Genomic DNA, 13,452 nt, shown 5'->3' on the forward strand with positions numbered 1-13,452 from the left:
GCAGGAGATTAATGTATCTGATGCTTCAGGTCGGAGAGCTCACGGTGCGCCTGCATCACTGCATTCCTGATCTCGTCGTCTAGCGAAGGTGCGCGTTCGCATGCGTCCTTGGCCTTGTCGCCCAGCTGTTCGAGGTCGTCGATACACTGACGGATTTGCTGCTCATCCTGCGTCTGCTGCATTTTCATCTTGGCTTCGCCGGATTTCTCGTCCAGCTGCTGGATGCAATCCTTCAGATCCATCGGAAGAAGAATGGCGTTCTGGCAAGCCTGGGATGCGGTATGGATGGTTTGCTCAACCTGATTGAATCGCTGTTGAATTTCATTGATTTGCATCATTATGAAGCTCCTGTTAGGCGAGTTACATCGACTGTAACGGGCCTGTTGGATGACGATGCCTACATGAAGTTCCGGTTGTTGCCGTGATGCAGGAAGAGGATTGGGTGCGTGACGCTTTCCTGTCCGGGCCGACTTTGCACAAATTGCCTGCGCTGACCAATCCCATGTGTGATGGCGCTCAAAAGGTTTCATCGCCAGTGGCGACATGATGAATGATGCCAACCGAAGCATGCACACCACTGACGATGCGAATGACGACAAGAAAGGACAACAATGCGTTGGATGCGATACCTGGCGGTGATGCTCGCCGCCGCTTTGACATTTGGTTGCGATAACCAGGGGCGTCCTGTGCAGGAATTTGGTCTGGATAAACTCGCCAAAGGCGTTTCCTCCGAAGGCGACGTGCGCATGGTGATGGGCAAACCGGATACCGTGCGCGAGGAAGATGACGGATCACGGACGCTGGAATATCCGAAGGGGCCGGAAGGCGCGCGAACCTGGATGTTCAGCATCGGCAAGGACGGCGTACTGCGCGACTACAAGCAGGTGCTGACGGAAGAAAATTTTGCACGCATCAAGCAGGGGATGAGCCAGGACGAGATCCGCTGGATGCTTGGCAAGCCGCGTACCGTGGTGCAATACAAGCTTAAGAACGAAGAGGTATGGGATTGGAAATACATGGCCGACAGCACGACGGCACGACTGTTCAATGTGCATTTCGATATCGGAACGCGCAAGGTTACAAGCACGTCGACGTCCCCTGCGACGAACTACTGATGCACTGCCGAGTCACCTTGGCCGCTGGGGAAAGAACGGAACAAACAGGCTCAATACCTGCGCGAATCCCCAGTCAACGTGCTCCTTTTCCACCTTGACGACGTTGTGCCTGGAATGCAGATAATCGAGCCAGTAGCATGACACGATCCAAGCATTCACCACCAACCTGTCGATCTGTTCGGCTGGCGCTTTCAGCAAGCCCGCTTCGACCAGCCTCTCAAGAACCCGCCTGATATCCGCCTGGGCGCGATCCGCAAGGTCGACGTTGCGCAGGCGCAGCGTCGGCGCCAGCTTCCAGATTGCCGCACTGTCGCGATAAAAGAACCGCCATTCCCACATCAGATTGAACCATTGCCGGAGATAGGCGATGCCCGCCTCCTCGCTCGCCCGGGCGCCAAGGGGTGTCGCCGCCACGCCGAGCAGCGCCGATTCGAAAGCATCAAATAGAGCAACGAGAATATGCTCTTTCTTCTTGAAGTAGTAATACAGATTGCCTTCATTGATGCCCACGGTGCGCGCAATTTCGGCTGTCGTAACGGCATCCGGCCCGGATTCATTAAAAAGCCGCTGGCAGGCATCGAGTATCCGTGCGCGGGTAGGGAGGGTGTCTTCCGTCATTTTTTGATTGTTTGACAAAATTAAGGTGCTCACCTTAATATTGATTGACCAGTTCGCCAAGCTTTCAGCGCCGCGCCATTTTACGTGACGACACCTGTAGCCGAACGGTATCCAGGCATCAATATCTGATGTCGATGATCGCTGCCGTTGTACATGAAAGGACGCGTATGGGGTTCAAACTCGAAGGAAGCGTTGCTGTCGTGACTGGTGCCGCCCATGGAATCGGCGCCGCCCTGTCTCTCGAATTGGCACGGCGAAAGTGCCATCTCGCACTGGTGGACCGGGATGCCGAAACCCTTGATGCGACTGCCAGCGCTGCCCAGGCGCTCGGCGTGAACGTCAGCAGGCACTATCTGGACATCACGGACGCTGACGCGGTAACGGCCTTGCCTACCGCCGTGCTTGCCGCCCATGGTCGGGTCGGGCTGGTGATCAACAATGCCGGTGTCGCGCTGATGGGCGATGTTGAACAACTGACATTGGAAGACATCGAATGGTTGTTCAACATTAACTTCTGGGGGGTGGTCAGAAGCTGCAAGGCATTTCTTCCTGTCCTGCGCATGCAACCGCACGCCCATATCGTCAACCTTTCCAGCGTCTTCGGCCTGATCGCCCCGGCCGGTCAGTCGGCCTACTGCGCAAGCAAATTCGCCGTACGCGGTTTCTCCGACGCCCTCAGGCATGAACTGGAAGGCAGCAGCATCGGCGTCTCCACCGTCCATCCCGGCGGCATCAAGACCCGCATCGCCCACCATTCCCGACGCGCCGCGCTGTTCGACGAACGACAGGCCGCTCAACTGGCGGACAAGTTCTGGCGCGAAGTGCGGACCACGCCCGCTCAGGCAGCCGCATGCATCGTGAAAGGCATCGAACGCGGTGCGCCGCGCATCCTGATCGGCGGGGATGCACGGGTGATCGACTGGCTATCCCGGCTCGCGCCGATCGGGTACTGGAGGCTACTGCGCAAATTCTTCGTCATCAAACCCAAAACCACCGGCGAACTGCGGGCGGATTCATCGCGGAGTTCCACATGAGCAGCTGGCAGGCCAGGTTATTCAGCTTTATTCTCAAGCAGACGTTCAAGCGCAAGCTTGCACGCGCCAGCACGGCGGACGAGGCGCGCAAATTGTTCAATGCCGGCGGCGGCAAGCCGATGTCCGGGGTTCGCTATACGCCGGCGGTCATGGGCGGCGTTCCCGGAGAATGGGTGGAAGCAGCCGGCGGCAGCGGTCAGGCCACCCTCCTCTATCTGCATGGCGGCGGCTATTTCGCGTGCTCCGCGCGATCCCATCGCGCCATTACCGGCTTTTATGCACGACAGGGATTCAAGGTGTTCGCCCCCGATTACCGCCTGGCGCCGGAACACCCGTTTCCCGCAGCGATCGACGATGCTGAGAGCGTGTATCGTGCTCTGCTGGAGAGCGGTGTGTCACCCTCGGGCGTCGTACTTTCAGGCGACTCCGCCGGCGGAGGCCTTTGCCTGTCGCTCCTGCTGCGTTTGCGTTCACTGGGCATGCCATTGCCTGCAGGCGCCGCACTGTTTTCACCCCTCACCGATCTGGCAGTGACCGGCGAGTCGCTGGCACGCAACGACAAGCGATGCGCCATGTTCTCTGGCAGCCGGATGGGCCTCGCGCCGTCGCTCTACCTCGGCAACACCGATCCCCGCGATCCGCTCGCCTCGCCCCTGTATGCCGACCTGGCAGGACTGCCACCGATCCTGATTCATGTCGGCGCGGACGAAGTATTGCTGGATGATTCCACCCGCTTCGCCAAGCAGGCACGCGACGCCGGCGTGCCGGTTGAGTTGCGGATTTGGCCTGCCGTGCCGCATGTGTGGCAGCTGTTTCACGGCTTTATTCCGGAAGGTGCTGAATCGCTGGCATCGGCCGGTGTCTTTCTCAAGCAGCGCATCCTGGATGGCGGTGCCCTCCTGAGCAGGCGCGATTCGGATCAACCCGATTTCGACACCATCATCGTCGGCAGCGGGTTCTCCGGCCTTGGCATGGCGATACAACTCAAGAAGGCGGGCAGACACTCGTTCATCGTCCTGGAGAAAGCGGATGACATCGGCGGCACATGGCGCGACAACACCTATCCGGGCTGCGCCTGCGACGTACCCTCGCACATGTACTCGTTCTCCTTCGAGCGCAAGCACGACTGGAGCCGCATGTATTCCACACAGCCGGAAATCCTCGCTTACCTCATGCATTGTGCGGGCAAGCACCATCTTGCTCCCCACATACGCCTGGGCGCGGAAATGCGCGACGCGGTGTTTGATGAAGCAACAAACATCTGGAAGGTGACCATGGCGGATGGCCGTTCATTGACGGCGCGCTTCCTCGTTTCCGCACTCGGTGCGCTGAGCCGACCGTCCTACCCGCGCTTGCCGGGCATCGAGCGCTTCAAGGGCAAGGCCTTCCATTCGGCCGAGTGGGATCACGGCTACACGCTGGCCGGCAAGAGGGTCGCGGTCATCGGCACCGGCGCCAGCGCGATCCAGTTCATTCCGCAGATTGCGCCTCAGGTGGCGCACCTCGCAGTATTTCAGCGAACACCGGTATGGGTATTGCCGAAGATGGACCGGCCGATCGGCAACCGTGAACGCGCCATCTATGAGCGCGTGCCGGGCGCAATGCGGGCGTTCCGCAATGTCATCTATTGGCGCCAGGAGCTCACCGGGCTCGGCTTCCTGCATCCAAAGCTGATGAAGCGGGCGGAAGAACTGGCGCTACGCCATGTGCGCCGCCACATCAGCGATCCGGCATTAAGGGAAAAGGTAACGCCGCATTACACCCTCGGCTGCAAGCGCGTGCTGATCTCGAACGATTATTTTCCGGCCCTGGCGCGGCCCAACGTGCAGCTCGTTACCGATGGAGTTGCCGAAATCACGGAGCACGGGGTCATTGATCGCAGCGGTGTGGAGCATCAGGTCGACGCGATCATTTACGGCACCGGCTTCCGCGTCACCGACCTCCTCTTGCCAGTACGCATCATCGGCCGAAACGGCGTCGACCTGAATGATGCATGGCGAAACGGCCCGGAAGCCTTCCTCGGCCTGATGGCGGCAGGCTACCCCAACCTGTTCATGCTCCTCGGCCCCAACACAGGTCTTGGCCACAATTCCGTGGTCTTCATGGCCGAACAGCAGATCCGGCATGCCCTGCGTTGCATGAACCTGATGCGAAAGCAGAAAAAGCGCTCCATCGAAGTCGATGCCGGCGCACAGAACCAATTCAATCACGGATTGCAGCGCAGATTGCAAACAACCGTCTGGGCTTCGGGCTGCAAAAGCTGGTACCTGAATGAAAACGGCAAGAATGTGACGTTGTGGCCCGGGTTTACATTTGAGTATTGGCGACGAATGAAGAAACTCAATATGAGGGACTATCGTCTTGCATAGCAAGGAATGGATTCCGAGTTGTTGACGGCGGCCTCCAAGCAAAAAACAGCTTTCGTCCGCAGGCAATGTTTTGCTTTACTTGTACCGCAAGATGCGACTCAACGCAGTCCGGAACCAATCAAAGGTTTCGCCGGAATCCACAAGTGCTTACTGTGTCAGCCGATCCCCATATTTGATGATGTCGTGAAGACTGTCGGGAGTGCTTGGTGCCAGAGGGTCGATCCAGAAACCGGCATGCGTCAGCCTGTCTAAAAGATGTTTTTTTGCAATGACATTATCGATTTCGATTATCCGGTAGATTTCACCGAATTCGTTCTCCACGCCAACCCGCATTGCTATATCCGCACCAGCTTTCGGAATTTCATCTGGGGAAGGAAGATCTGCGAGTAACTTTTCGTCGAAACTGGATCGCTTGGATCCGCTTACAAGGTAAGTATTCATTCTCTGCCTCCTGGTGAACTCAGCTTGGAGCGTTGTCGCTGAATTTAGTGCGGTATTGATAAGGATCAGTGTTCAACGAGGTGCCTGACATATGGCTGTTCAGCCTATGGTTCAGGTGATTGCATATAGATACCGTCGCGACAGATGCTGTTACTGATCGTGGCTGCGCTCTTGAGGTGAAGTGATACTGCCGAAGCGAACGGACAAAAACGGATTCACCAAAGCAATATCGGGAAACAAGCACCTGACCGCGGCTTCCCTATCACACCGGCGCAGAAGGCAGGATTGGCTGCCCTGCAGATCAGCAGTTGTCGATCAATGAACTATTAAGCCGGAATCAATGGTTTGCTCCACCTATTCCGGCATGTCTGCCGCACAAAACCGGTTTGGACACTTAATTCCGCTTGCATGTTGGTGGCTTAGGTCCATACTGCATCGATAAATCAATAATTCATTGTCGTAGATGGCTCTTCCTGATCGGTGGACAATGAACATCCTGCGATGCATGAGTCCGCTATGTCAGCGGCCTTTCCAGTCAAACCAGTTCAGCAAGTCATTCGACGCATTTGCGGACTATGGATTGATCGCCTGCCCGCACTGCGGCATTACTATCAAGGGCAACGTCGATTCGATGCACCTGTCGCATGCCCTGTCGACCCAGGAAGAAGCCGAATTCAACATTCAACATCCGGCTTCGCCTCTCCAATGAATCATCCGCATCCCGACCATCGCTGGTTTTTTGGTGCATACCTGATCGTTGCCAGCAATCGGTTCGTTGCACGCGAAGTGCATGACCTGCTCTTCCAGAGAGGCGATCACTCCAAGCCGTTCGGAACAGTCTGCTTGCCCTCAGGTGAATGCGGGGAGTGGTGTGATCTTATGTACGTCCGCCGGGCAGATACGCCCGTGACAGCCGCAGTCGCTCGTCGCGCAGTCGCTCGTCGTATTAGCAGCATATAACGGCCACGCAGGGTTGATGCCTGCCCCTTGGATGGACTTGCCTCATGCGGACTTCGGTCAATAGATGGCGGGACTTGAAATCAGTGCATTTTGCGTTACAGGCGCATTCGATGCATGTGGCATCAAGCAAGCGGCATGGACGGTTGACCTTGCGACAGAATGCAAAAAGCCTGCACAGGGCAGGCTAATATTGACCAATCTGCAACTAACTGCATCGGTCAATTCCATGCAGTCAGGCGTGTGTTCTGTGGTGGACGGTACTGGGATTGAACCAGTGACCCCTGCCGTGTGAAGGCAGTGCTCTACCCCTGAGCTAACCGTCCGAAGCGGCGCGAATTATCTCACAAATCATAATGCGAATCAATTTGCCGGCGCTGCGCTGCGCCATACCGACGTGCCCTTGCAATCCTTGTCCAGCTTGTCCAGAAGCGCCTCGTGCTCGGCGAGTTCGTCCTCCATGGCTTGCAACACGATAATATCGGCCAGCGGCGCATCGACGATCGCGCTGTCGTTGTCCATGCTGGTTTCCTCGGCTGCCAGGTCAATGGTCAGGCTGTTTTGACCGCGTGTCATTGCGAGGTAAACTTCGGCGAGCAGCTCGGCGTCAAGCAAGGCGCCGTGCAGGGCACGATGGGCATTGGAGATGCCGTAACGATCGCAAAGTGCATCGAGGGAATTGCGTTTGCCGGGATGCATTTCCTTTGCCTGGACCAGGGTGTCGGTGATGCTGCCGACATGATTCCTGAAAGGCGGGAACCCCATGCGGTCGAATTCGGCGTCGAGGAATCCAAGGTCGAACGGCGCGTTATGGATGATGATTTCGGCATCCTTTACATAGTCACGCAATTCATTGGCGATCTCGGCGAACTTCGGCTTGTCGCTCAGGAATTCGGTGGTGAGACCGTGCACCGCGAGTGCGCCTTCCTCGGAATCCCGCTCGGGATTGATGTAACTGTGAAAGTTGTTTCCGGTCAGTCGCCGGTTGACCAGTTCGACGCAACCGATTTCAATAATGCGGTCGCCGGAGCGTGGATTGAGGCCTGTGGTTTCGGTATCGAGGACGATCTGTCGCATGAAGTGTGTCGTAATGAATGCTAAGGTTGACGTCGGCACGGCAAGGAAGCCGGCCGGCGGACAAGGTAAAAAGCAACGTAGTTCCGGCCGGGAGCGAAGGCAGCATCGGCTCTTGCAATGCTACAGCACGGATGCCACGCCCATGTTGGCTAGCGCGTCCGCTCTTTCGTTGCCGTCATGCCCGGCGTGGCCTTTCACCCAACGCCACTGAATGGTATGTGTCGCCTGTGCCGCGTCGAGCGCTTGCCATAGGTCGACATTCTTCACCGGTTCCTTCGATGCGGTTTTCCAGCCGCGGGCCTTCCAGCCATGTATCCATTCGCTGATGCCTTTTTGCACATACTGGCTGTCGGTATGGACGATGACTTCGCAAGGCCTTTTCAGCACGGACAATGCCTCGATTACTGCTTGCAATTCCATCCGGTTGTTGGTTGTATTCCGCTCGCCGCCAAATAGTTCTTTCTTGTGTTCGCCTGCAATCAATAATGCGCCCCAGCCGCCACGGCCTGGATTTCCCTTGCAGGCCCCGTCGGTATAAATCTCTATTTTGTCCATCTACTCGTTGTCTATGTGTTGATTGATTCTATTGGTGACCGCAACGCCCTGCTGTGCTTTGGCGCGCTTGTGTTTCCAGGCTGGACCGATGAGCCGCATACCCCTTACCCGCTTGATGGCTTGCACGACGTAGATTGCGCCGAGGTAGGGCCACCAGCGGTCGCCGGCCTTTTCCATGAAGTTGAACCGGTTGAGCCATTTTTCTGTCATGCACGGTGGGGCATAGCAGCCGAAATGACCGCGATTGACTTCCATATTGAGCAGCTTCAACCAATCCTTCAATCGGGGCAAACTGATGAATTCGCCGTTCTGCGGCAAAAAATGCGCGCCGGTCAGCCGTCCCGTCGCCTGCCGCACGCCCCAGAGGCTGGCGGGGTTGAATCCGCACACGATGACCTGCCCCTCCGGGATCAGCACACGCTCAACCTCCCGCAGGATCTGGTGCGGCTCCTCGGCGAACTCGAGTACGTGGGGCAGGATTATCAGGTCCAGGCTTTGGGACGCAAACGGCAGTTCGGCGAAATCATGCACCACCACGATGGGTGTACGGGTGCCATCTTCCTCGGTCTTGGGCAAATGTGTGTCGGTCAGCCACTTGTTCGGCATGCGGCTGGCCTGAAGCGCATTCACTTCCGGCAAGCCGATCTGCATCGCATTGAAACCAAAAATGTCCGTGGTCAGCATGTCCAACCGAGCTTGCTGCCACGTGCGCACATAGCTGCCAGCCGGCGTTTCGAGCCAGCGACCGAGCGATATAATGGCTTTTTGTGTAGACGGATTGGACATCGTATGTTGAACGTGCTGGCAATTCCCGCATTTCAGGACAACTACTTGTGGCTGGTTCACGACGGCGTGCACGCGGCCGTTGTCGACCCGGGCGACTCGGCCCCAGTCCTTGCCGCGCTGGCGAAACACAGGTTGTCCCTGGTTGCTATTCTACTGACTCATCACCATGCTGACCATGTCGGCGGCGTCCCGGAACTGCTCCGGCACGTCAAGGTTCCCGTGTTTGGCCCGCACAACGAGTCGATCCCAGGCATCACCCATCATGTCGCCGAAGGCGATGAAGTCTCGGTGCCCGGGCTGCCGCTGCGCCTTGAGGTGCTTGATGTGCCAGGCCATACGCTTGATCATATCGCCTATTTTTCGCCGCAACAGCAATGGCTGTTCTGCGGCGATACATTGTTTGCGGGCGGTTGCGGCCGGTTGTTCGAAGGCACGCCGGCGCAAATGGTGACGTCGCTGGCAAAGCTGACTGCCCTGCCGGATTCCACCCAGGTGTATTGCGCGCATGAATATACGCTGTCGAACCTGCGTTTCGCCCAGGCCGTGGACCCGAACAATGCTGATCTGGCCGCACGCGTTCCCGAGGAACAAGCCAAGCGGGACCAGGGCATACCCACCGTTCCCACGACGATCGCGATGGAGAAGGCGACCAACCCGTTTCTTCGCCATACCGAGGATGCCATTTTGGCGAGGCTTGCCGACAACGGTTTTGTTGACTCCAGGGAACCAATTGCCGCATTTGCTGCCTTAAGGCAATGGAAAAACACCTTCCGTTGAACCACCGCAAACTAGTTACCATTCTTGCATGATCTACTTGTAACCCTGAGGTAATAAATATTGACGCAGGTAAACACCATTACGTACACTCCCAACACCTTAACGCCGGCATCAACGGCTCTGAAAACAAATAGCAAGTGAGGATCCATGCGTACGCTGAAAATAAAAGTTCTTCCATTTACAGCGCTACTCCTTCTCGGCGCACCCCTCACCTCCAGCGCCGCCGATCTTTCCCTGCCACTCCATAACTGGTCGCAAGTCTCCGCGATCGAGGCGCCCTATGACCCAAACGATCCGCTGGCTCAAGTGCTCGGCATGGAGGAAATCGATGTATGGGGACGCATCCGTAAAGGGTTCGGTATTCCCGACCTCGACAATCCGCTGGTAGCGAGCCAGACCCAGTGGTACAGCTCCCGCCCGGACTATATTCAGCGCACCACGACCCGCGCGTCGCGTTACCTGTTCCATGTTGTCCAGGAGCTGGAAAAGCGCAATATGCCGATGGAGCTGGCGCTGCTGCCGTTCATCGAGTCGGCTTTCAATCCGCAGGCTTACTCAAGCGCTCACGCTGCGGGCATGTGGCAGTTCATTCCCTCCACCGGCCGGGATTTCAATCTCAAGCAGAACGTGTTCAAGGATGAGCGGCGGGATGTGCTTGCCTCGACCGACGCGGCGCTGACCTACCTGCAGAAGCTGTATGGCATGTTCGGCGACTGGCAGCTCGCGCTTGCCGCGTACAACTGGGGCGAAGGCTCCGTGCAACGGGCAATCAACAAAAATCGCGCCGCCGGATTGCCGACCGATTTCAACGGCTTGTCCGCGATCATGCCGCTGGAGACTCGCAATTACGTGCCCAAGTTGCAGGCCGTGAAAAACATCATCGCTTCGCCCTCCCAGTACGGCATCACGCTGCCGAAAGTCGACAATCAGCCGTATTTCGTCACCATCGGCAAGACCCGTGACATCGATATCAAGGTAGCCGCCCAGTTGGCGGAACTGTCCATGGATGAGTTCAAGGCCTTGAACCCGCAGTTCAACCGGCCGGTGATCGTGGGCAGCCCGAGCACGCAAATCCTGCTCCCGCAAAGCAATGCGGAGAAATTCAAGTCGAATCTTGCAAAATGGGGACGTTCGCTCTCGTCATGGACCGCCCATCGCGTCACCAATGCCCGTGAACGCATCGAGACAATCGCGTCAAAATTCGGCACGACACCGGAAGTCATCCGGGAGGTCAACAATATTCCGCCGAAAATGCGCCTGAAAGAAGGTTCCACCGTACTGGTGCCGAGGACCGAAACGACGGCTGGATCGGATATCTCGGCAGAGCTTGCCGATAAAGCGATGATTGCCGTTGAGCCGGATTTGCCGGATTCCCGTCGTGTCTATGTCAAGGTCGGCAAGCGCGACACCCTTGCATCGATCGCACAACGCCACAAGGTAAGTGTCCAGCAGATTAAGACCTGGAACAATCTGGATAAAGAAAAGCTTGCAACCGGACAGCGCCTTCAGCTTAACGTCCCGTACAAGGCAGCCGCGAAGACCGGCAAGCGCTATGCCGCAAGTCCTGTGAAGACACGCAAAGTGGCCACGGCGTCGAAAGCAACGCCGAAGAAATCATTGGCGAAGTCAGACACCAAATCCAAAAAACGCAGTTAAGTACTCCGCGATGAAGCCAGCCAGGGGTGCGCCATAACGCCGCTCTTGGCTGCGATCCCACCTCGTTCTCACGCAATTGCCTAGCGCGATTCCATCCTGACCTGCCATAACGTGAATGGCAAATCTATTCCTCACATCCGTCGGCGTTAAACCGATCGAGCATGCTGCCAAAGTCCGACCAGAGACCGTTCATGGTGCGAGCAGCGGTTTTCCTCAGTAGCATTTTGAGCCTGGCAAAGACTTGTTCGATGGGGTTGTAGTCGGGGCTGCAAGGCGGCAGGTACCGCACTTGCGCGCCAGCGCTCTCGATGGCAGCGGCAACGCCAGCGACCTTGTGCGAGCCGAAATTGTCCATGACCACGATATCGCGCGGTTGTAGCACCGGGAGCAGCGCCTGGTGTACCCACGTGCGAAAGGCATTGCCGTTGATCGGGCCATCGAGCACGCAAGGTGCGACCAGTCTGCAGGTACGCAGGGCGAAAACGAAGGTGGTGGTATGCCAGTGGCCATAACTGCACTAACTATGACGGGACTTTCTTGCTGCATCCCACCGGAGAAAAATAAGCCCAAAAATCGCTCGAAACTCACACGTTCGTCCCGTTTGATTGACGACGTTTTTGTTTCAACAAGCGTTACCGAGTAATTATGAGCGAAACGCAACACATCGACCGGCGCAACGCCGGAAAGGCGCCTGAATGCTTGCCTTCGGGAAATATGCGAGAGTATTCTGCTTTTAATCAACCGGAAAACGAAGTATTTGCCGATCCGGAATCGATGTTCAAAAGCGCCGATTGAAGCCGGTGTTTCTCCATTCTGGAAGGGATAACAATGTACGCCTCTTCGATCATTCGCTTTGCATCGGCAATCTCGATACTGGCCCTCCTGTCGACGATGTCGACAGCACAGAATATCTCCGACGCAGCCCTCAAACGCCTCAATCCGGTGGATTTCCAGCAATGGCACCTGCCCGCAAATCCCCCTTATCCCGCTGATAACCGACCGACGCCGGAACGCGTGGCGCTCGGCAAAATGCTGTTCTTCGATCCGCGTATCTCCCGTGACGGCAATATGTCCTGCGCCTCATGCCATAACCCGATGCTCGGGTGGTCCGACGGCCTGGCAACGGGCCGCGGCTTTCAGGGCCAGCTCCTTGGCCGTGCATCGCCTACGGTCATCAATGCAGCCTATAACACCATCCAGATGTGGGACGGCCGCAAAAAGACTCTGGAGGACCAGGCGATGGGGCCGCTCGAAGCTGGCTCGGAGATGAATACCGATATCGAGCGCTTCTTTGCCTGGATGAATTCCAACCAGGGCTACAAGGCGGCGATCGCCAAGGCCTACCCGGGCGAACCCATGAACGCTGACACGTTCAGGAAGGCCATCGCGTCATACGAACGAACGCTGGTGAGCCGGAACTCACCCTTCGACCGCTGGGTCGCGGGGGAACCCAAGGCGATGAGCAAGGAACAATTACGCGGGATGATGATTTTCATGAATCCCGATAAAGGTAATTGCGCTGTTTGCCACTCGGCACCGAATTTTACGGATAACGGCTTCCACAACATCGGGCTTGCCTCGTTCGCCGCAGACAATCCCGACCTCGGCCGGTATGCGCACAAGCCGGTCGCGATCAATCGAGGCGCTTTCAAAACACCGACACTGCGTGACGTCGAGCGGACGGCGCCTTACTTCCATGACGGCTCGGCGAAGACCCTGCTGGACGTCGTGGAGCACTACGTCAAAGGCGGAGAGGTGCGGAACAACCTGTCGAAAAACATCAAGCCGCTGAATTTGACGCAGCAGGAAAAAGAGGATCTGGTGGCTTACATGAAAGCGCTGAGCAGTCCGCCGATCAAGGTCGACTTCCCTGCCCTGCCGCTGGATTGAGGCCGGTTTTCTCGCCATCAACGAATCGCCCAAAACGCTTTCTGCCACAGATTATTTCCGGAGTCGCCAGTGTCTAGTACCCACGTTCGCAAGTTGGAAGGCGCATAAGGAATGACTATATTGCTATGGCCCGGCTCCTTGCTTGCCGGTTTCGGCTGGCGGGCACGAATCTATGCG

Annotated in this window: 14 protein-coding genes, 1 tRNA gene and 1 pseudogene; 8 read left to right on the forward strand and 8 right to left on the reverse strand. The window is 57.1% G+C overall.

Features of this window, described 5'->3' with window-relative positions; genetic code table 11:
- Positions 1-8: 8 nt before the first annotated feature.
- On the reverse strand, positions 9-545 hold the full coding sequence (locus V7080_RS01035) for a hypothetical protein (protein WP_334186532.1): 537 nt from the start codon (positions 543-545) through the stop codon (positions 9-11).
- Positions 546-611: 66 nt separating this feature from the next.
- Here V7080_RS01035 and V7080_RS01040 point away from each other — a divergent pair, with 66 nt between their 5' ends.
- The gene (locus V7080_RS01040) at positions 612-1,115 is read left to right on the forward strand and encodes a hypothetical protein (protein WP_334186533.1); all 504 of its coding nucleotides are present in this window, start codon (positions 612-614) and stop codon (positions 1,113-1,115) included.
- Between the two features lie 12 nt (positions 1,116-1,127).
- Here V7080_RS01040 and V7080_RS01045 read toward each other — a convergent pair whose 3' ends face one another.
- Positions 1,128-1,733 (reverse strand): TetR/AcrR family transcriptional regulator, encoded by a 606-nt coding sequence (locus V7080_RS01045; RefSeq protein WP_334186534.1) that lies wholly within the window; start codon positions 1,731-1,733, stop codon positions 1,128-1,130.
- A gap of 167 nt (positions 1,734-1,900) precedes the next feature.
- Between V7080_RS01045 and V7080_RS01050 the strand changes: the two genes are divergently transcribed.
- Positions 1,901-2,767, forward strand: coding sequence for an SDR family NAD(P)-dependent oxidoreductase (locus tag V7080_RS01050; protein WP_334186535.1), 867 nt, complete (start codon positions 1,901-1,903; stop codon positions 2,765-2,767).
- Positions 2,764-5,136, forward strand: a complete 2,373-nt coding sequence (locus tag V7080_RS01055; protein WP_334186536.1) for an alpha/beta hydrolase fold domain-containing protein — start codon at positions 2,764-2,766, stop codon at positions 5,134-5,136. Before V7080_RS01050 ends, V7080_RS01055 begins: the two co-directional genes overlap by 4 nt.
- A gap of 147 nt (positions 5,137-5,283) precedes the next feature.
- Here the strand turns inward: V7080_RS01055 and V7080_RS01060 are convergent, their stop codons facing one another.
- On the reverse strand, positions 5,284-5,577 hold the full coding sequence (locus V7080_RS01060; RefSeq protein WP_334186537.1) for a hypothetical protein: 294 nt from the start codon (positions 5,575-5,577) through the stop codon (positions 5,284-5,286).
- A gap of 505 nt (positions 5,578-6,082) precedes the next feature.
- On the opposite strand from V7080_RS01060, the gene V7080_RS01065 reads away from it, so the two are divergent.
- Entirely contained in the window at positions 6,083-6,286 is a 204-nt protein-coding gene (locus V7080_RS01065) for a hypothetical protein (protein WP_334186538.1), read from the forward strand.
- Between the two features lie 499 nt (positions 6,287-6,785).
- Here V7080_RS01065 and V7080_RS01070 read toward each other — a convergent pair.
- The 4 genes from V7080_RS01070 to V7080_RS01085 all read right to left on the reverse strand — a co-directional run bounded on the left by V7080_RS01070 (position 6,786) and on the right by V7080_RS01085 (position 8,952).
- A tRNA-Val gene (locus V7080_RS01070) sits at positions 6,786-6,860 on the reverse strand.
- A 37-nt stretch (positions 6,861-6,897) separates the two neighbouring features.
- Positions 6,898-7,611 (reverse strand): DNA polymerase III subunit epsilon, encoded by a 714-nt coding sequence (gene dnaQ / locus V7080_RS01075; RefSeq protein WP_334186539.1) that lies wholly within the window; start codon positions 7,609-7,611, stop codon positions 6,898-6,900.
- 120 nt (positions 7,612-7,731) lie between these two features.
- A complete protein-coding gene (gene rnhA / locus V7080_RS01080; protein ID WP_334186540.1) occupies positions 7,732-8,166 on the reverse strand; it encodes a ribonuclease HI in 435 nt (144 codons plus the stop codon).
- On the reverse strand, positions 8,167-8,952 hold the full coding sequence (locus V7080_RS01085) for a class I SAM-dependent methyltransferase (protein WP_334186541.1): 786 nt from the start codon (positions 8,950-8,952) through the stop codon (positions 8,167-8,169).
- 3 nt (positions 8,953-8,955) lie between these two features.
- Between V7080_RS01085 and gloB the strand changes: the two genes are divergently transcribed.
- Together gloB and V7080_RS01095 are read left to right on the forward strand one after the other, a co-directional pair.
- Positions 8,956-9,729 carry a hydroxyacylglutathione hydrolase gene (gene gloB, locus V7080_RS01090; protein WP_334186542.1) on the forward strand — a complete coding sequence of 258 codons (774 nt, stop codon included), beginning with the start codon at positions 8,956-8,958 and terminating at the stop codon, positions 9,727-9,729.
- 147 nt (positions 9,730-9,876) lie between these two features.
- Entirely contained in the window at positions 9,877-11,385 is a 1,509-nt protein-coding gene (locus tag V7080_RS01095) for a transglycosylase SLT domain-containing protein (protein ID WP_334186543.1), read from the forward strand.
- A 124-nt stretch (positions 11,386-11,509) separates the two neighbouring features.
- Here the strand turns inward: V7080_RS01095 and V7080_RS01100 are convergent.
- Positions 11,510-11,887, reverse strand: a pseudogene (locus V7080_RS01100) (transposase); the annotation flags it as partial.
- A 143-nt stretch (positions 11,888-12,030) separates the two neighbouring features.
- Here V7080_RS01100 and V7080_RS01105 point away from each other — a divergent pair.
- Positions 12,031-12,180, forward strand: coding sequence for a hypothetical protein (locus V7080_RS01105; protein WP_334186544.1), 150 nt, complete (start codon positions 12,031-12,033; stop codon positions 12,178-12,180).
- Between the two features lie 33 nt (positions 12,181-12,213).
- Positions 12,214-13,275 carry a cytochrome-c peroxidase gene (locus V7080_RS01110; protein WP_334186545.1) on the forward strand — a complete coding sequence of 354 codons (1,062 nt, stop codon included), beginning with the start codon at positions 12,214-12,216 and terminating at the stop codon, positions 13,273-13,275.
- The last annotated feature ends 177 nt before the right edge of the window (positions 13,276-13,452 follow it).

The organism is Noviherbaspirillum sp., assembly GCF_036846085.1.
In the GTDB taxonomy this organism is placed as follows: Bacteria; Pseudomonadota; Gammaproteobacteria; order Burkholderiales; family Burkholderiaceae_D; genus Noviherbaspirillum.